This is a genomic window from Candidatus Zixiibacteriota bacterium, assembly GCA_029860345.1.
Taxonomy (GTDB): Bacteria; Zixibacteria; MSB-5A5; order GN15; family FEB-12; genus JAJRTA01.
On sequence record JAOUBJ010000002.1, the window covers coordinates 362,623 to 381,164 of the forward strand.

An 18,542-nucleotide genomic window follows, 5' to 3' on the forward strand; every position below is an offset into this window, starting at 1 on the left:
AAAGAAAAACCTCAAGCGTTTCGGAGGTCCCGATGTTTGCTAAAGCAAGTCACACCCGCAACTTAGTATCGTTAATCTTTATGCTTTCCCTGCTGGTCGGCGCGTCGCCCGGTTTTTCGGTCGAAAGCGAAACTTACCAGATGCCGCCCAAGAGCATCGCCGACCTGGCCGAAGCAGCGCGTACACCCTCGGTTTCGATCAGCCCGACCAATGAGTGGATGCTGCAACTGAAATACCCGCCGCTGGTCTCTATAGAAGAAGTATCGCAGCCGGAATTGCGCATCGGCGGTCTGCGAATCAACCCGCGCACCAACGGCCCCAGTCGAGGCTATTATTTCTATGAATTGTCGTTCAGGAAGATATCCGATGGTTCCGTGCTCCCGGTCTCCGGATTACCGGCTGGAGCCAAGGTCACCAACTCTCGCTGGTCGCCCGATGGTAATAAGATCGCGTTTGTCAACGGTAGCGCTGAAGGGCTGGAACTCTGGATAGCTGATGTGGTCACCGGCCAGGCGCGCCGCCTGCCGGTTGCGCCGTTGAATGCTGCCTACGGCAGCCCGATCCGGTGGTTATCCGACAACAAGACCCTGATAGCAAGAACGATTACGCCTGGTCGTGGCAGCGCGCCGCAGGAGCCACTGACGCCGAGCGGACCAATCGTGCAGGAAAACCTGGGACGCAAGGCTCCCGCCCGAACCTACCAGGACCTCCTCAAGAACGAGTTCGATGCCCAACTGTTCGAGCACTACCTCAGTTCCCAGTTGGTCAAAGTCGATCTCGAAGGCAACCAAACCCAGATAGGTCCATCCGGTATCATCAAGAGCTTCGGACCCTCGCCCGACGGCAAACTGATCCTGGTCTCGACGATCCATCGACCTTTCTCGTATACGGTTCCGGCCTACCGCTTCCCGGTCAGAACCGAAGTGTGGGACTCAGATGGTAACGTGGTTTACCAGGTTGCGGATGCTCCATTGGCCGACAATATTCCGATGGCCTTCGGCTCGACACGCACCGGCCGACGCGAAGTTGTCTGGCGTGCTGATGCCGACGCCACACTCTGCTGGGCTGAGGCTCTCGACGGCGGCGATGCCGGCGCCGAAGCTGACGAACGCGACCAGGTGTTCATGCTCGCGGCACCGTTCGACGCCGATCCAACCTCGTTGATTACGATGCCGCTGCGTTACGATAATGTTGAATGGGCCAGCGACGAATTGGCCTTGGTCTCCGGGTGGTGGTGGCAGACCCGTAATATCAAAACCTGGTTGGTTGAACCGGGAGACCCATCGAAGAAGCCGAGGTTGCTCGAAGATAGATCCTGGGAAGATCGTTACAACGACCCCGGTTCACCGATGCATCGCAGGACCGAACGGGGCACTTCGGTATTGCTGACCGCCGACAAGGGGCGGACTCTCTTTCTGACTTCAAGCGGCGCCTCACCTGAGGGAGATCGCCCGTTTCTCGATGAGTGGGACCTTAAGACCGATGAGCACAAACGGCTCTTTCGTTCAGAGGAACCGAATTATGAAAGCCCGGTTCGTCTGATCGATGTCAAGAAACGCCAATTGTTGACCCGGCGCGAATCGATCACCGAGCCACCCAACTATTACCTTCGGAACCTGAAAAAAGGCTCGCTTGAACCGGTAACGGATTTTCCGCATCCCACGCCGCAGTTAGTCGGCGTACAGAAGGAGTTGATTCGATATCAACGTGAGGATGGCGTAAACCTCACCGGTACGCTCTACCTGCCGCCCGACTACAAACCCGAGGATGGTCCCCTGCCGATGCTGATGTGGGCCTACCCGCAGGAGTACAAGAGCGCCGACGCGGCCGGACAGGTGACCGACTCACCGTATCGGTTTGTGCGAGTCGGTTGGTATTCGCCCCTTATGTGGCTGGTGCATGGATATGCCGTGCTCGATGATCCGGCTATGCCGATAGTCGGGCAAGGTGACGAAGAACCGAACGATACGTTCGTGGAACAACTGGTATCAAGCGCCCAGGCGGCTGTCGATGAAGTCGTGCGTCGCGGCGTTGCCGATCCCGATCGCATCGCCATAGGTGGACACTCCTACGGCGCCTTCATGACGGCTAACCTACTGGCCCACTCCGATATTTATCGCGCCGGCATCGCTCGCAGCGGCGCCTACAATCGAACCCTGACGCCGTTCGGATTCCAGGCTGAAGAACGCAGCCTTTGGGAATCACCGGAAATATATTTCGCCATGTCACCGTTCATGCACGCCGAAAAAGTGAACGAACCCATACTGCTGATTCACGGCGAGGCCGACAACAACTCTGGGACCTACCCGCTTCAGAGCCGGCGCTACTACTCCGCTCTCAAGGGCCACGGCGCCACGGCGCGGTTGGTGATGCTGCCGCACGAGAGTCACGGCTATCGAGGTCGTGAATCGGTCATGCACATGTTGTGGGAAATGACCGACTGGATGGACACGTATGTCCGCGATGCTGAACCCAGGGAGTTACTCAAAACCAAACAGGAAGCCGGTTCCGAATCGCAATAGTGGCCGGCGTCTGACATTTTTGTAGAGAGTCGAAGATCAGAGACGGAGGGTAGCCGAATGTCGAAAAAACGCAGAGCAGTTTCTTGTGCTGCGGCGCTGGAGCTATTGTCTGGCGACACCCAGGCTGTTGCAGAAAATCTCGCCTCGTTTTCGCAAGATCGGTATGACCGGGCAAAGGCGGTCTTGGAACAGGTTGTGCAAGCCTCAGATCATGGCAATTGAACTCGAGGCCGACGGCTTGACTACTCCAACACAATCGTCTGCCGGTCGACGAGTAGTAGAGGATCATCGGGCTCATTCCGTGCATACACTTCGGCCACATAGCTACCGGGCGCTATGTTGTACACGCGACCCGTAACATCGAAAGAACAGTCGCAAGCCATATATTCTTCCGAGATGTTGATCTCGTAAAACCGAAGAGTGTCCCCGACAGCGTTGAAACCGACTTCAATAACGGCGCCGCAATTGAAAGTAGCGTCGAAGTGTTGCAGGTTCAGGGTGTCACCATTGTACTCATAGTTCACAACAGAACGACCGCCGCCTCGACTTAAACAGCCGCTGTCGCCGAACTCAGACATGCTCGAATCTCCGGCCGGAAGGTGGATATTTCGCCGGTCCAACAGCAGACTTTCCTCCCAGGGATAGTCCTGGTTGTAGACCTCGGCCACATACGATCCGGGGGGCAGGCCCTCCACGATTGAAGTCAGTTCATAATAGCACATGCACGGCACCGGGAAATCCCCGTTCACATTCCGCTCGTGAAAGCGCAGGGTGTCGCCGACAATCTCCAAATCCAGCATCAAATCAGCGGCGCAGTTGAACCAGGCGTTTTCGTGAACCATGGTCAAGACGCCGGATTGCCAAAGATAGTAGATGATCGGATCACCCCATTCCGGTGGACCTTTGGGATCAGGAACGCATTCGCCAACGTCGAAGTAGATAGCTCCCGTAGCAACCACCGCCGTGTCGACACCCTCCAGATTCCCGTCTATGTCGATCAGCGTCACTATATACTCGCCCGGCGAGAGATTGTGAATGGTCGATTCCAGATCGAAAGGACAGTAACAATCACAGAGTTCGTTGGTGTCGGCCTCGTATCCGATGAAATGATTGCCGTACCGATAGTACTGAACATTATAGCCGAGACAGCATTGGTAGTACGCCTCCGGATGATAAACATGAATCTCGTTGCCGACCGCCACTATATACATACCACGATCCCGGGCCGGACCGCTGTCGGCCCCCATGCTGTCCAGGCATTGACCGCTGTTTTCAGAGTGGTCGTTGAACTCCACAAAACTACACTGCGGAGTACAGATGCCCTCAAACACGAACCAGCATTCGACCCAGCAGATCAGCGTGGAGATGTCAATGTCCCCTCCGGCGCCGTCACAGTCGGCCGTGCCAGGGAAGGGCAACGGTGGTCCACCGGAAAACATGAAGTCGACCAGGTAGACAATGTCGGAAATGTCAATAACCCCGCTGAGGTCAAAATCACCGCACGCCGGTTCGGCCTGGACAGAACCAGCCAACATTAGCGGCAGCACAAATAGGAACATCCACTTTTTCATAGCTGATGCCTTTGCTTGATTTCTATATGGTCTCGATCCGTAGATTCATTAAAGTATACATACACCACCATGTTTAGTCAAGGGAGAATTCCCGCTCCCGGTCTTGTGCGGGGGCATGGGCTGAAGGCAGTGGTGCTCTCTGGGATACCGGTGCCGGTCGGTCCGGAATAGGAATCACTTGTCAGGAAACCCGTTTTCAGTTACCTTCAGCGCCGATGTTTGACGCCTGAAGCAAGCGAATTAGAGTCCGGATTTGAGCACAAACTACGAAGAGACAAAACAGCATCTTGGTTACGTATCTCGCTCTGAAGCTACGGCCGAAACATACGCCGACCTTGGCTTCATGTGCGGGCTGGAAATCCACCAGCAGTTGTTGACGGATCGAAAGCTGTTCTGTCGTTGTCCCGCCGGTCTGTACAACGATAAGGCGGATTACGACGCCGAAGTAGTCAGGCACATGCGTCCGACCCTTTCGGAACTGGGTGAGTATGACGGAACAGCGCTGATGGAGTTCCGGACGAAGAAGAACATCGTCTACCATTTGAAGAACGCCACCGCCTGCACCTATGAAGTCGACGACACGCCGCCCTTTCGAATCGATCAGCAGGCTCTTGATATTGCCATACGCATCGCCCTAATGCTCAAGACCAACATCGTCGGTGAATTGCACATCACTCGCAAGCAGTATCTCGACGGAAGTATCCCCACCGGCTTTCAGCGCACCGGAATTATCGGGATCGAAGGAGAGATCCCCCTGACTAACAAGAAGGTGCGAATCATCCAATTGAGCCTGGAGGAGGATTCCTGCCGCGAAGTATCCGATGTCGGACATTGGCGGGTCTATACCACCGACAGGTTGGGAATGCCGTTGATTGAGACGGTTACCTATCCCGACATGCTCACACCCGACGAAGCCGCCGAAGCCGGACATTATCTGAGATTCCTCACGCGCAGCTCCGGGCTTGTGCGTTCGGGAATGGGCGCTGCGCGGCAGGATGTCAATGTCAGTATCACCGGTGGTACGCGCGTTGAGATCAAGGGCGTGGCGCACATCGCCTGGATACCTGAACTGACACACAACGAGGCCTTTCGTCAGAAAGCGCTGCTTGAAATCGCAGCCGGACTTACCGGTCGTGTCGACGCGAACGAATGGAAACTGGCGGTCACAGACGTCCCGCCGCGATTGTTGAGCGGCTTTTATGCATCCAAACCGGACCTGCCGCATGATCATCGGTTTGTCGCAGTCAATCTCGCGGGCTGGGCAGGCGCCCTGTCGTTCTTCACGCAACCGGGAAAAGTATTTGCCGATGAACTGAGCGACCGGCTGAAGGTGATTGCCTGTCTGGAAAAACCGAATCTCCTGGTCTCGGAGCATGTGCGCGACGAGTTAGTGATGTCGGGTACCGACCTGGACGCGGTGCGGCGGCTGTTGAAGGCCGAGGATGGTGATGCTCAACTGCTCGTGTGGGGAGCGCCCGAAGACATTGAAACGGCCGTCGAAACAATCGACGAACGATGCCGCCTGGCCTTTGTCGGAGTACCGAACGAAACCAGAAAGGCCTTGCCTGACGGTACAACTCTCTTCGAGCGTGTCTTGCCGGGCGCTGATCGGATGTACCCCGATACGGACAGCGCACCGATACCGATCTCCGACGATGCCATTGAAAGACTCGGCATGGATCTCCCTTGCGAAATCTGTGACCGTATGAGGCAACTGAACGAATGGAATATCCCGGCGGATACCCATCATTACCTGCTCACTCGTAACCTGGTGCCGGTTATCGAGAGGATCGTCGGCGAGTGTGATCTGTCGGCTCGGTTTGTCGGCACCCTACTGGGACATGCACTCAAGGTGCTTGAAGGTCGTAAGCCGTGGACAGTGGGATTCAGTAACAGCAAGGTCTACGGACTTGCCCGATTCGTAAAAGATCGCGGCTTGGACAAAGACATTCTTCCTGCTCTGTTACCGGTCGTCTATGAGCATCCCAACATGGTGTTTGAGTCGGTGCTCACAACAATCGGCTACCGACCCGTCCAAGTGCAGGAGGTGCTCGAGCATGTACCTGCTCTGAAAGAGAAGTTCAAGGATGTTTGCACCAGTTCTGCGCCCAACGCCTGCGCCGACTGGATCATGGGAAACCTTCGCAAACTTGCCCTCGGCAATATGCCTTTGGCCGAGCTTCGCCGGATTGTTGACAAGGAGGTGAGCGGTGGCTGATCTGTTCAAAGGATACAAAGGGGCAGCATTGTCGTCACTCAAAGAGTTCGGCGTGAGGGTATGGAGCGAAGCCCATATCAAGACCAGTCGCGGCGATTTCAGTGGGATCATTCTGCCGCGCTCGGAAAACGATGATGACCGGCACATCGTGCTCAAACTGGCCACAGGATACAACGTCGGAATCAATGTCGACACCATCACCGACATGAGCGAACATGGCTACAAAGAGGCCCATTACAAGATACCTGAAAAAGAGTTCCCAACAGCACCGGGTAAACCGCACGTCAAACTGTTCGGCACCGGTGGTACCATTGCCTCGCGGCTTGACTATCGTACCGGCGCTGTGATACCTGCCTTCTCACCGGGCGAACTCTACGGCGCCGTCCCCGAACTGGCCGATATCTGCAACCTGACCACCGAGAAACTATTCGCCGTGTTCTCAGAGAATATGGGTCCGCAGCAGTATATAGAACTTGCCAACGCTATCGGCAAGGAGATTGCGAATGGCATCGACGGCATCGTCATTGGGCACGGCACCGACACTATGCACCACACGGCCGGGGCCCTGGCCTTCATGATTCAAAACTCGCCGGTTCCGATCGTGGTGGTGGGATCGCAAAGGTCTTCGGACCGGCCGTCATCGGATGCCGCCCTGAATCTTATCCATGCCACCACGGCCGCCGCTACGTCTGATATCGCCGAAGTGATGGTCTGCATGTTCGGCCCCACGTCCGATGAGTACGGCCTCTTGCATCGCGGCACGCGAGTGCGTAAAATGCATTCGTCCTATCGTTCGACTTTCCGGACTATTGGAGCCACTCCGTTGGCTATGATCGACCGCGATAAGATCACACCGCTGACCGACAACTACAACCGCCGTCGCACCGACCGCAAGGTCAAGATCACGGCGCTGTTTGAAGAGAAAGTCGCGATGGTCTACTACTATCCGAACATGATGCCGGACATTATCGACTCGCTGGTGGAAAACGGCTACAAGGGAATCGTCATCGCGGGGACCGGGCTTGGGCATGTCAACAAACCGGTTTACCCGGCTATCGAACGGGCGACCAAAGCCGGTGTCGCCATTTACATGACGGTGCAGACTTTGTGGGGATATGTGCACATGTTCGTCTATGACACCGGGCGTGATCTGATGGCCAAGGGGATCATCCCGACCGAAAACATGTTGCCGGAAGTGGCCTACGTCAAACTTGGCTGGGCACTGGGACAAACCAGTGATCTGGACGAAGTCCGAAAGATCATGCTGGCGCCGATTGCTGCGGAAATTACTGAGCGGGAACCCTACAACGGCTACCTGATCTTTCAGGGTGGCGTCCCCGAGGTCGAGGCCTTCCTGAAAAACGTGCACAAGTAGGAACGGGTGGCAGTCCATCTTTGTGTCTCAGGCGCGGTGGATCTCCGCAACTGTCCGTTCCCGGATCGCATCCAAGAGATTTAAGTGGCAGACAGGGAGAACCCAACCGTCCTCCAATTGCGGCCCTGTGCCTCCGGACTAAGAACACCGACCAAAGAGCGGCTGAGCCCATCGCTCACTGACAAGCTGTGGCAGAATCGTCCCCTGGCCTACGGACCGTCCACCAGAACACGGCAGCGGAGTTCGGATTCCCTGATCCGAAAGGCGACCGGCACGGCTTGTCCATGTCTCAAACCTGGCGCACGAGGACGTACACCATGCACCAGACAAGTGTCACCCTGAGCCCATTCGAAGGGTGATAAATCACCCTATTGCCGCTTCGCGGCCTGCGACATCCTCAAGAAGTGCCTTGGGTCGGGTGGCCCATCCCCTTGGGGCTTGTTGAAAAAGTCCCTCTTCCATGTTGCGGTGGGTCCTGTGCGCCGCGACGGACGCCAGCGGATTCGTGTGACCCGCCGCCGCGGTCCGGTATGGAGTTAGGTGTCGGGTCACAATCACGCCTTCGGCAGGCTCAGGACCCTGCGAAACCGCATTATGACACAGCCTGAATGTCTACGGCAGCCCGACGTCCATGAAGTCCATTTATGGGTGTGATTGCAGTGCAGACGGGTATTCACAGGCTCCGGCCAAACGAAACCAGCCGACGCACGACCAGGGTTATAGTGTGCAGATAAAAAAAAGACAGATTTCTCACCCTTCACTGCCAAACTGTGGCAGAGCCGCTTTCTAAGCTCCTGACAATCACTGATATATTGGTTTTGTCATTGTGCCAATCGAGCGGAAGGAGGACATCAAGATGGGTGAAACCAAAGCGGGCAAATCCATTCTCAAGTGGGTGGGCATCTTTGTCATCATGACAGCCGGTGTCTTTACCGGTATGACTTTGTCGATCAAGTACACCGGAGCTGGAAGCAGGGGCGCCGAGGTGCTGCCGGCCAGTCTGCGAAACTCCACAAACCTGGAGATCGGTCAGACAATGCCGTCGATCACGGCTTATCACCAGGATGGAGAACCGATGGACTTGCAGTCGGTGCTAGTGGGACGAAAAACCGTGCTCGGCTTCGTGTCCCAGACTTGCGGACCCTGTAAGCAGTTTATCAAGTTCCTCGAAGGGAGTGAACTGCTGGCCTCAGAGGGCTACCAGATTCTGCTCTTATCCGTGAAGCCGGAGGATGACCTGGCCAACTATGTGCTGCCGGTCTTTCGTGTCTCAGAAGAATTGCAGAAAGAGTTAGCTATCGACATGGTGCCAACCATGATCGGCATCGGCGAGGACGCGACCATCCAGTTTGTTAGCTGCGGGTTTTCGGGGATTATCACGGATGAATACGTCGAAGAATACCTGTAACCCAGCGCATGAAAATGCACAGGAGAGAGGAGGTGAAAATATGAGACTAACATTGAAGGTACTCGGTATCTTTGTCGGCATGGCCGTATGCGGCTTCTTGCTGCCCCACATGACCGATGGTAACGCCTTGGCCGGGGAAGATTGCGGCATAGAGTGCGCCGGAGGAGGAGGCTCGTGTGATGACTTGCCGCTTCCGCCCATGACCTTCCTGGCCTGCTGTGGAGGACATTGTTCGGGATATCAAGGCGATGATCCGGTGTTCGAGTGTTGGGGTCGCTGTAGCATCAACGATAAGCTGTGCGACTGCAACCAAATCGGTTGTCATAGTCTGCCCATCTGTCCGTAGATTAGGTCGAGTAAGAAAACCGTTTTAACAAACTTGCGCTGGGCAGCCGGCCGCTCGTGCGAGCGGTCGGCTATTAGACTCGCAGGCAGACAGAGGCCATGTTCTCGGGCGGTCAGAGACCCGTTTTTGAGTTTTGCGTCAGATTCATACATCCTTGAGTTGACATCATTAGAGAAGGTGCTCGGCGGCCTATCGGGGTCACTTGTGGCGAGAAGTGGCGGTAATTTCATCGGCGACCACTGTAACCCCGGCGCATTGATACTAACCGGAGAAAGGAAGTGAGGTCATGAAACTATCCTTGAAGGTTCTGGGCCTCTTTTTGGGGATGGCCGTATGTGGCTTCTTGTTGCCGCACCTGCCCGGTGGGGACATCTATGCCGGTTGTGGCTGTGAAGAAGTAGAGTGCATTAGGGGAGGAGGAGGCACATGTGAACCGATGCAGGAGCCTCTTGGCTACCTGTCTTGCTGCGCTGGAGGGTGCCAGGGATATGAAGGTGATTACATGGTGTTTGAATGTTGGGGACGTTGCAGTATCGGCAACAATGTTTGCGACTGCACGCAGATCGGGTGCCACAGCCTGCCCATCTGTTAGTGGCTGGACTGTAATGACGGAAACAGCCGTACATCTGCTTGGTGCAGGACGGCATTTGACAAGGAAGTTGAACAATACCTGTAATGCGGCGCATGAATCCTAACAGGTGGAAGGAGGTGAAACATGAGACTCTCAACGAAAGTTCTCGGCATCTTTCTTGGCATGGCGGTTCTGGGTTTCTTGGTACCGCACATGCCGGGAGAATACTTAGCGGCTGCAGAGGATTGCGGTATCGGGTGCAGTTCTCCCGGTATATGCAACGACCTACTGGAGCCCTACTCCATTTTCGCATGCTGCGCTGGGTGGTGCGGTGGTTATCCGGGCGACGATCCGGTTTGGTATTGTACCGGCTCGTGCTCCACCACCGGCCAACTTTGTGACTGTACGCAAACCGGATGTCACACCCGTTGTCCATAGCATACGTTTGTTAGCCTTTATGCTGTTGTAAACATGCGCCGGGAGGCCGGCCGCTCACCGGAGCGGTCGGCCCGTTGATCACCGGCGACAGAAGGACCCGATCTCCCGCTTGGAACGGAACGGTTATTGGAAATAGCATGTTAACGAGACCTGTACTACGGCGCAAGAATACCCACAGGAGAAAGGAGGTGAGAACATGAGAACAGTGGTGAAGGTGTTTGGGTTCTTTCTTGGCATGGTGGTATGCGGCTTCTTACTGCCGTATATGCCGGGAGGGAGCGTGATGGCCACTGACGATTGCGGTCTCGGATGCAGTGGGGGTGGCGGGACTTGTGACTCGTTGCCCCCGCCCGGCCATAGATTTGTCTACACATGCTGCGGTGGATACTGCAGCAGTTATCCGGGGGATGATCCCGTGTGGATTTGTGCCGGCCAGTGCTCCGTGACGGGAGACTACTGTAACTGTACTCAGGTAGCATGCCATAATAACTGCGGTGGCTAGTTCGCTTTCGTAGAGTACACTCCTAAACTTGCGCCGGGAGGCCGGCCGCTCACCGGAGCGGTCGGCCCGTTGATCCCCGGCGACAGAAGGACCCGATCTCCCGCTTGGAACAGAACGGTTATTGGAAATAGCATGTTAACGAGACCTGTACTACGGCGCGAGAATACTCACAGGAGAAAGGAGGTGAGAATATGAGATTGTCCATGAAGGTGCTTGGCATCTTTCTCGGCATGGCCGTGCTCGGCTTCGTAATGCCGCACATGTCGGGAGAGTACCTGTCGGCTGCCGAGGATTGCGGTCTTTGGTGTGGTCCCGGTGACGGTACTTGCGATCCGCTGCCCCCATTCCCGGGTCCCAGAGTTGTAGCTGCATGTTGCGGTGGACACTGCAACCAATATGAAGGCGAGGACCCACACTTTTTGTGTTACGGACAATGCTCCGTAAGCGGCGTCTTCTGCAACTGCGTTCAGATGGGCTGTCACAATTTCTGCCAGTAGCATAGAGAGTATTGACAGAAGGATACTCTAAACTTGCGCCGGGAGGCCGGCCGCTGTTGCAGGTGGTCGGCCCTCAAGTTCACGGCGGCGGAAGGACCCGCCCCCAGGGCTCGGCGCAGATTGGCTTGAGAGATATAGTCCTTGAATATGACCTGTCAAACGGCGCAAGAATACCCACAGGAGAAAGGAGGTGAAATATGAAACGCACGTTGACAGTTCTGGGCATCTTTTTCGGCATGGCTGTTCTCGGCTTCGTAATGCCGCACATGCCGGGAGAGTACCTGTCGGCCGCAGAGGATTGTGGAAACAATTGCGGAAGCGGCGACGGAGATTGCGTGACGCAGCAGGAGCCCATGGGCTTCTTTGACTGTTGTGGTGGCCACTGCAGGAACTACCCGGGTGACAATCCGGTATTTTGGTGCACCGGTCGCTGTTCTATCAGCAACGGCCTATGTGATTGTACGCAGGTTGGATGTCACAGCTTCCCCTGTCCATAGCATGGATCGCCTTTCCAAAGTGATTTCTTAAACTTGCGCCGGGAGGCCGGCTGCTTTGATCGGCGGCCGGTCTTCTAGTATCCATTACATGGGAACTGTCCGCTCGGTTCGATTCAAGCCCTCTACCACGCCTTCCTCAACGACATCAAACCCAACGCGCCCAGGTAGCACAATCCACCGAGTATCAGCGCGACAGTGAAGCCGTAAGCAAAGGCCACAAGTAACACCACCATCGAACCCAATACCGACGCCGCACCGTTGACCGCAAAGCCCCAGTCGACCAACGCACCCACCCGGAAGGTTCCTTTGGGAAACGGCATCCCCATGAAGAAACCGAGCGGGAACACCAAGCCAGCCGTCACCGCCGCGCGTGCCGGCATCGCAAGATCAATAAGTGCACCCGTGACAAATCCGTGCACAAAGATGTCCAGCAGCAACCAGACCGCGATCCCAATGAACGGCACGGCATCACCAAACCTGCGCGAGTACCGGCTGCCGATCCCGGAGGCAAGCAACAGTGTCAGCAGAACGGTCGCGATGCTATAGACCGATGCACCGATAAACAGCGCATACTTCTGGATCAGCACGATCTCCAGCATCATGAAGGCCATCCCGATTGCGAAGAAATACAACCATGGCACGGCTTTCAGTTTCTCACCTTTCTTGAAGTAGGGGAGAATGTTGAGCGGCACGATAACGATTAACACCGCCGCCATTATGAACAAGATGATTAGTTTTGACATTGGGAAACCGTAGAACTCCGCCCACTTGCCCAGTTTGTTAGCACGCTCAAAATCGAGATTGTCCCATCTACCCATCTGCGCCACGAACGGACGATTGTCGGTGCAGGGCGAAATGTCAATCGGCAGGGTGTCGGCAAGGGACCGCCAGCCGTTCAGGACGATCTGGTTGTAAAGATTGTCCTGTATAGAATCCGGCGCCGGGTAGACAAGGTGTATGAGGTCGTATGTTGAGTCGGACAGCTCGCCGTAGGCCAGGTTCCGAATCTCCTCGCTTAGCGGTCGCTTCGATATCAAGAGTAACTTGCGTCGTCGACTGGTGAGATCATAGACGGCAAAGTGTGACATTGGGTCTGCAACACCAAGCTCCTCCAGCGCCTGCATCAACTCGCACACGATGCGCGGCATGTAAACCTGATGTTCCATCGACATGAAACCTGAATCGGACAATGCTGACCAATAATCCTTGAACGCTTCGGTCGTGTACAGATAGTTTTCGGCCAATGCGAATGAACCCGACCCCAGCGCCGCCCAACTGTTCGAGGCCAGCGAGTATATAATATCAAACTTCCCGTTGAACCGCCGAATATATGTGCGGGCGTCTTCGGTAACGACCTTGACCTTCGGATGATGATAGATGTAACCGGAGAACTCGTCCATCGTCACGATGCTCCCGGTCGAGTCGCGAAAATCCGCGCCGGGGGGAATAGTGGCGACGGCGGTGGTATCATCGGCCGGCGAATCCGGTACGGTCGGTTCGATGTCGATGTAACCCGATGAGTCGCCGAAGAGCATCATCCGGTTGAGATGCGGATTGACTTCGACGGCATGAATCTCGGCAGCACCCTCAAGTAACGCCTGCAACACATCGCCACCACCGCCTGCGCCCAACGACAGGAAAGTGCATGAATCGAACTTGTCTATCAGATAGCTTACATTAATACCCCAGTCGAGGTCGGCCGTGTCGGCAATGGAGTAGTCACCGTCGAATTGAATCACCGGCGTGTTGGCCACGTTGTCGATCTCGATACCCCGGTACTCCGGGCTGAAGCCGAAGACTTTCACCTTGGCCATGGCGTCCCAGTGTTTGTAGATCACCGGTCCGCGCTCACGACGCTCGGCTTCCAGCCACGATGCGGATCTAGGAGCTAAAGCGATTGTCAGGGCGCAAAGAACGAGCGGCACGAGTTTCATCCACCTTTCGGCGGCAATCATCGAAGCTACCAGTATCGGAACTGCTATCAGGACCGAAGCGGCGGGCGTACCAAAGTGATTCATGAGCACGATTGCAACGATGACGCCACCGCCTGCGCCGCACAGATCGGCCATGTACAGCCTGGGCATGTCCCGGTGGTTCTGTTTGAACATTAGTGCCAACCCGATGCCGGCAAAGAAAAACGGGGAGCTTAGTGTAACTACAGCGGCCAGCATCTTGACCATCGTAGCACCCGAGGAGAACAAAGTGGAGAAGTCCAATCCAAGCTGAAACACGACCACCGGTCCGATCAGTATCATCAACCCGCTCAACCAAAGCGACACGCCGATCCAGCCGGAGTGGTTGAAAAACCTGCACAACCTGAGAACCAACGCACCGAGTCCGAGTCCGAGTATGGCCAGCGATAACACCAGAAAGGCAAAAGTGTAGAAGAATTCGGCCGACAGAATCCTGGTCCAAGAAAGTTCCAGGGCGATAAGCGATACCGACAGCAGAGCGATGGTCAAGAACCGATTCGGGGACATGCCGCTAAACCATCGGTGGGATTGGGTGTCTCTTTGTCATCACTATTGGTAGTGACGTGTAAATCGCCTGGTTGTTGCATCCGAAGATGTAGAGTCCATCCGGGGTCGTCGGGACCCGGACCATGGCCTGCCTGCCACGGTAAAAAAGCTGCCTTGGGGTGTCGATACATACAGAATGGAGTGGTTCAACATGGTGGACGATTATAACACTAACGTGTACGTTGCCCCTGGCCTTGCACAAATCGGTTATGCATTAACAGAGGACATGACAACAAAGCTGTGACCTATTTTGAAATCAAAGAACGGCTGGCTGTATTGCTCGAGTTTCGACGCTTGTATTCGGAATACCTTGACTTCACCAACCGCTTTTCCAACCCGGCGGCGGAGATCGTTCGCGGAAAGATGGAGCCTCTGGCGGCTATGACCGTTGACTCACTCAAGCGAGTAAAACTGGGCTCGATGCTCACCAGGAATGCGCCGGCGGAAGGCGGCAAGAAGATCAGGATCAATCTGATCCGAGCGATTTTCCGAGATAAGGTGATCAGGGATTACAATCTCGACGATGGCGCGCCGATGAAGGTCCTCGATACCGGTATCGTGAAATACCGAACCCGCCTGTGGCAGCAGAAAATACAGTTGTTTAACCCGGTCTTCTGGCTTTTGCAGGTGAGTGCCTACCTACCTTTGCTGCCTCTCAACATGTTGCGCAAAGCGGGCTATGACGTGCTGGCAAACGAGGAAGCGCCGCTGGTCCGTGTTCTCGTCCTGTTATTTCAGGTTCTTTGTTTCTATGTGCTGTTTAAGTCGACCGGGCTGATCGACTGGTTCATCGGCCAATTGCTGTCGTGATGGTATCAACACAGAACGACCACCCGAAGGGAGTACCGGGTGGTCGTCTTGTGTGAAATCTGTCTATGGTCTAATCGCTACCAACAGTTCCGAAGTAGGTCAGGAGGCCTGTCCTCCTGACAAGATATTCTGCTCGCCAAGACGGCAACGGATATCCAGGCGCATGTCCATACTGAGTCTTATGTAGGTCAGGAGGCCTGTCCTCCTGACAAGATATTCTGCTCGCCAAGTCGGCAACGGATATTCAGGCGCATGTCCATACTGAGTCTTATGTAGGTCAGGAGGCCTGTCCTCCTGACAAAACCTGTTGCGTTGCACAATCGCTCCAGATATCTTAATCCATGTCCATCCTGAGACGATTTCACAGCACTCACAGTATCTGTTTTATCACCTGTGTCACATACCAGCGTCGGCCGATCCTTGCGGAACATGTTGATTTGCTCTGGACAGCAGTACACAATGTGAGAAAACAGACTCACTTTGAAGTCAATGCCTATGCAATATTACCGGATCACTTCCACTTAGTTCTTGATCCTCTTCAGGGGGATTTCACCAAGATCATGCAACGAGCCAAAATGAGTTTTGGTATGTTGTTCCGCAAGAAAATGGGTTTGTCATCGGGTCGTGTGTGGCAGCATCGTTATTGGGACCACATGATCCGCGATCAAGAGGATATGAACAACCATATCGATTACATTCATTATAATGCTGTCAAGCATGGATTGGTGGACAGCCCATCAGAGTGGGAACACTCGTCCTTTGGCAAGTTCCAAGACATTGGAGTATACTCCCAAGACTGGGGTGTGCTCAAAAGACCCTGCTTTGATGGAGAATTCGGTGAGTGAAAAAGTCAGGAGCACAGGGCTCCTGACCTACTTGCGACTGGTTCATCGGCCAATTGCTGTCGTGATGGTATCAACACAGAACGACCACCCGAAGGGTGTACCGGGTGGTCGTCTTGTGTGAAATCTGTCTATGGTCTAATCGCTACCAACAAGGGAGCGGGGGATAGCCGCCGGTGAACATATAATCCACCAGGAAAATCAGATCCGACACATCAAGATTGAGACTTCCGTTAATGTCGGCCGCCTTCGGGCAACTCGGTGCTGGACCTCCTGAAAACATGTAATCGACCAGATAGATGAGATCACTGATAGTAACTTCATTGGCCGGGTCGCCGTCGATGTTGCCTCGATGACCCGTGCAGCAACTGACCACATCGATCGAACCTGTTGATGTTTCTGGTTGATAGTCGAGTATCCGGCCGAAATATCCCGGTAGATACGTGTTGTAACCATCCAACTCAATAGATACCGACTGACCCGGAACGGCTGCCGCCTCGACCGAGAAAAAGAGCTTCAAAACAGGTCCGGCGCCGGGGCTGAGGTCGGGTTGGGCATCGTTATTGGTGGTCAGCAGCCTCATCGTCATGCGTTTGCCGGCCGGGCTAAACTGAATCTGATCCACAATCTCAAAATACTCGGTACGACATCCAATCGTCGAACAGGAGTCGTAGGTCAGGTTCGCCTCACCGGCATACTCGACGGGAATCCGAAGTTCTTTCAAGGGAGCGGAGTTCCGGGCGTTGATGATGAGTACAGCGGTCGAGTCGGGAGCACCTCCGGCACTCTCAGCTGTGATCGTGTCGGCAATGGCAATCACCAACTGTGGACGTACCAGCGAGCAAGTGTCGGCGCCGGCCTGTATTTCCAGGCAGACATCATAGCAGCCGGGCGTGTCATAAGTGTGTACCGATGTTTGCTGGGCGCGCGAGGTGTCGCCATCGCCGAAATCATATATCCAGTTATCAACTTCAAGGTCCGAACTGCCGGAGAACTCCACGGTCAGCGGCAACCATCCGATCGATGTGTCGACCGTGAACATGACGCTTCGATCCGGAATGATCTTGGTCAGCATCATTTGATCCCCGGGGCTGCATCCCTCCCACGGACAGTAGACATAGTCGACCGTGTACCAGGTGGTGTGGCTTGAGTTCCAGCCGTAGTTGAAGTGCTGCTGATTAATGCCGTCGACCACTCGATAACCATCCAGCACAATGTTGTGCGAGGTTATTCGGTATGTGATCGGTCGTCCCAGATCGATGTCCTCATGACAGGCTTCAAACCATTCCTGAGCGGTGATGCCGGGACGATCTGTCTGCACCACCGAATCCCGATACCGGAACACTTCAGGAAAAACCCGGTGGCCATGCGTAACATACGATCCCGAACCGCACTTCCCAAAATGCATCCAGTAGGCTATGGCAACCTCAACGTTCAATTCCGCCACGGCCGCCTTGACTTCATCTAGAGCGTAACTTGGTGCATGGTCCGGGATATTCGGCCAATCGTATTGATCATCGACATGAGCGACCAGCCATTCGCCGGGCGAGTTTCCATTGCAACTTTGATCACCGTTCCAGAAGTATCTAACCGAGTCCACTCCAAACGGCGGCCATTCGTGGTAATCAAGTATCATCGCGGTCGCCGTGGCCACGCAACCGACTACACACTGACCACCATCACCCTGCGGGCAGTACATGTTGTAAGGGTATCCCTGATGCCAGCGGCTGGTCAACAGAGGACCGACCGAGACCAACGTGTCGCGACTGCCGTTCTTGAGCGAACTCTCAAACTCATCCGCTGTTACAGCGTAGCGATCCCATTGGGCGCGATACTCACGGCCAAAAGATACCTCGCCCGTCGGTGGCAACGATGCATCGAGATTGCCATACAGATAATCGAAGGCTCGCACCGCATCTATAAGTCCCTCGCGAATCAAGGCCGCCATGCCGCCCTGCTCGGTGATATCGATACCGTTTTCTTCTGAGGTCACTTTCACCGGCGCCAGTTCTTTCAGAAGCGGCACCACGATGTAGCCGGTCGGTTTAATGTGATAGAGGTATCCGACCAACGTATCGTTCTCCATGATTTCTTCCATCCGCGAGATTTCCGGAGCAGAGTTACCGGCCCAATCGCCTTTCTGGTTGACGATATAGGACAACCAGTTTTGGCTGACCATATCGGCTTCGAGAACGGTGGCCCGTTCGGCCAGGGTCGTGGCTGCAAGTCCGATGACAAGGCAGGCCGTGAAACTAAGACATAAAATTCTGTAGCTGAAGCGCTGGGTCATGGTAGGCTCTCCGTCTTGGCTGTATCTTCGATGGTCGTTTTCTTCACGTAGTCATGCCGACGTTTGTTCATTTGTCGAGCGTCAGCGGTTCGTATTTTCGAATTCCGGCGGGGGCATCCCAACCTGATTCCAGCCG

General features: G+C 55.0%; 16 protein-coding genes. 13 read left to right on the forward strand and 3 right to left on the reverse strand.

Features of this window, described 5'->3' with window-relative positions; genetic code table 11:
• Window positions 1-32 precede the first annotated feature (32 nt).
• Both OEV49_03550 and OEV49_03555 read left to right on the forward strand, forming a co-directional pair.
• Window positions 33-2,522, forward strand: coding sequence for a prolyl oligopeptidase family serine peptidase (locus OEV49_03550; protein MDH3890135.1), 2,490 nt, complete (start codon window positions 33-35; stop codon window positions 2,520-2,522).
• A 57-nt stretch (window positions 2,523-2,579) separates the two neighbouring features.
• On the forward strand, window positions 2,580-2,744 hold the full coding sequence (locus OEV49_03555; protein ID MDH3890136.1) for a hypothetical protein: 165 nt from the start codon (window positions 2,580-2,582) through the stop codon (window positions 2,742-2,744).
• A gap of 20 nt (window positions 2,745-2,764) precedes the next feature.
• Here the strand turns inward: OEV49_03555 and OEV49_03560 are convergent, their stop codons facing one another.
• Entirely contained in the window at window positions 2,765-4,093 is a 1,329-nt protein-coding gene (locus OEV49_03560; GenBank protein MDH3890137.1) for a hypothetical protein, read from the reverse strand.
• A gap of 253 nt (window positions 4,094-4,346) precedes the next feature.
• Between OEV49_03560 and gatE the strand changes: the two genes are divergently transcribed.
• The 9 genes from gatE (at window position 4,347) to OEV49_03605 (ending at window position 11,945) form a co-directional block, all read left to right on the forward strand.
• Window positions 4,347-6,311, forward strand: coding sequence for a Glu-tRNA(Gln) amidotransferase subunit GatE (gene gatE / locus OEV49_03565; protein MDH3890138.1), 1,965 nt, complete (start codon window positions 4,347-4,349; stop codon window positions 6,309-6,311).
• Window positions 6,304-7,686: a Glu-tRNA(Gln) amidotransferase subunit GatD gene (gene gatD / locus OEV49_03570; protein MDH3890139.1), complete on the forward strand. Its 1,383-nt coding sequence runs from the start codon at window positions 6,304-6,306 to the stop codon at window positions 7,684-7,686. The genes gatE and gatD overlap by 8 nt, the downstream gene beginning before the upstream one ends.
• An 856-nt stretch (window positions 7,687-8,542) precedes the next feature.
• The gene (locus tag OEV49_03575) at window positions 8,543-9,094 is read left to right on the forward strand and encodes a redoxin family protein (GenBank protein MDH3890140.1); all 552 of its coding nucleotides are present in this window, start codon (window positions 8,543-8,545) and stop codon (window positions 9,092-9,094) included.
• A 40-nt stretch (window positions 9,095-9,134) separates the two neighbouring features.
• The gene (locus OEV49_03580) at window positions 9,135-9,440 is read left to right on the forward strand and encodes a hypothetical protein (GenBank protein MDH3890141.1); all 306 of its coding nucleotides are present in this window, start codon (window positions 9,135-9,137) and stop codon (window positions 9,438-9,440) included.
• Window positions 9,441-9,726: 286 nt separating this feature from the next.
• Entirely contained in the window at window positions 9,727-10,032 is a 306-nt protein-coding gene (locus OEV49_03585; protein MDH3890142.1) for a hypothetical protein, read from the forward strand.
• A gap of 123 nt (window positions 10,033-10,155) precedes the next feature.
• Complete coding sequence (locus OEV49_03590; protein MDH3890143.1) at window positions 10,156-10,449, forward strand: hypothetical protein; 294 nt, start codon at window positions 10,156-10,158, stop codon at window positions 10,447-10,449.
• 196 nt (window positions 10,450-10,645) lie between these two features.
• Window positions 10,646-10,951 carry a hypothetical protein gene (locus OEV49_03595; protein MDH3890144.1) on the forward strand — a complete coding sequence of 102 codons (306 nt, stop codon included), beginning with the start codon at window positions 10,646-10,648 and terminating at the stop codon, window positions 10,949-10,951.
• A gap of 191 nt (window positions 10,952-11,142) precedes the next feature.
• Window positions 11,143-11,448, forward strand: coding sequence for a hypothetical protein (locus OEV49_03600; GenBank protein MDH3890145.1), 306 nt, complete (start codon window positions 11,143-11,145; stop codon window positions 11,446-11,448).
• A 197-nt stretch (window positions 11,449-11,645) separates the two neighbouring features.
• Complete coding sequence (locus tag OEV49_03605) at window positions 11,646-11,945, forward strand: hypothetical protein (protein ID MDH3890146.1); 300 nt, start codon at window positions 11,646-11,648, stop codon at window positions 11,943-11,945.
• Window positions 11,946-12,067: 122 nt separating this feature from the next.
• Here OEV49_03605 and OEV49_03610 read toward each other — a convergent pair whose 3' ends face one another.
• Entirely contained in the window at window positions 12,068-14,425 is a 2,358-nt protein-coding gene (locus OEV49_03610; protein MDH3890147.1) for a hypothetical protein, read from the reverse strand.
• Between the two features lie 279 nt (window positions 14,426-14,704).
• Here OEV49_03610 and OEV49_03615 point away from each other — a divergent pair, with 279 nt between their 5' ends.
• Window positions 14,705-15,274, forward strand: coding sequence for a hypothetical protein (locus tag OEV49_03615; protein ID MDH3890148.1), 570 nt, complete (start codon window positions 14,705-14,707; stop codon window positions 15,272-15,274).
• A 341-nt stretch (window positions 15,275-15,615) separates the two neighbouring features.
• Entirely contained in the window at window positions 15,616-16,119 is a 504-nt protein-coding gene (locus tag OEV49_03620; protein ID MDH3890149.1) for a transposase, read from the forward strand.
• 142 nt (window positions 16,120-16,261) lie between these two features.
• Here OEV49_03620 and OEV49_03625 read toward each other — a convergent pair whose 3' ends face one another.
• The gene (locus OEV49_03625; GenBank protein MDH3890150.1) at window positions 16,262-18,406 is read right to left on the reverse strand and encodes a C10 family peptidase; all 2,145 of its coding nucleotides are present in this window, start codon (window positions 18,404-18,406) and stop codon (window positions 16,262-16,264) included.
• Window positions 18,407-18,542 lie beyond the last annotated feature (136 nt).

What these genes read in the sequence shown, in the direction of transcription:
- OEV49_03575 (MDH3890140.1), top strand. Translation starts at nt 8,543, where the DNA reads ATGGGTGAAACCAAAGCGGGCAAATCCATTCTCAAGTGGGTGGGCATC.
- OEV49_03590 (MDH3890143.1), top strand. Translation starts at nt 10,156, where the DNA reads ATGAGACTCTCAACGAAAGTTCTCGGCATCTTTCTTGGCATGGCGGTT.
- OEV49_03605 (MDH3890146.1), top strand. Translation starts at nt 11,646, where the DNA reads ATGAAACGCACGTTGACAGTTCTGGGCATCTTTTTCGGCATGGCTGTT.
- OEV49_03625 (MDH3890150.1), bottom strand. Translation starts at nt 18,406, where the DNA reads ATGACCCAGCGCTTCAGCTACAGAATTTTATGTCTTAGTTTCACGGCC.
- OEV49_03585 (MDH3890142.1), top strand. Translation starts at nt 9,727, where the DNA reads ATGAAACTATCCTTGAAGGTTCTGGGCCTCTTTTTGGGGATGGCCGTA.
- OEV49_03580 (MDH3890141.1), top strand. Translation starts at nt 9,135, where the DNA reads ATGAGACTAACATTGAAGGTACTCGGTATCTTTGTCGGCATGGCCGTA.
- OEV49_03610 (MDH3890147.1), bottom strand. Translation starts at nt 14,425, where the DNA reads ATGTCCCCGAATCGGTTCTTGACCATCGCTCTGCTGTCGGTATCGCTT.
- OEV49_03550 (MDH3890135.1), top strand. Translation starts at nt 33, where the DNA reads ATGTTTGCTAAAGCAAGTCACACCCGCAACTTAGTATCGTTAATCTTT.
- OEV49_03600 (MDH3890145.1), top strand. Translation starts at nt 11,143, where the DNA reads ATGAGATTGTCCATGAAGGTGCTTGGCATCTTTCTCGGCATGGCCGTG.
- OEV49_03620 (MDH3890149.1), top strand. Translation starts at nt 15,616, where the DNA reads ATGTCCATCCTGAGACGATTTCACAGCACTCACAGTATCTGTTTTATC.
- OEV49_03555 (MDH3890136.1), top strand. Translation starts at nt 2,580, where the DNA reads ATGTCGAAAAAACGCAGAGCAGTTTCTTGTGCTGCGGCGCTGGAGCTA.
- OEV49_03560 (MDH3890137.1), bottom strand. Translation starts at nt 4,093, where the DNA reads ATGAAAAAGTGGATGTTCCTATTTGTGCTGCCGCTAATGTTGGCTGGT.
- OEV49_03595 (MDH3890144.1), top strand. Translation starts at nt 10,646, where the DNA reads ATGAGAACAGTGGTGAAGGTGTTTGGGTTCTTTCTTGGCATGGTGGTA.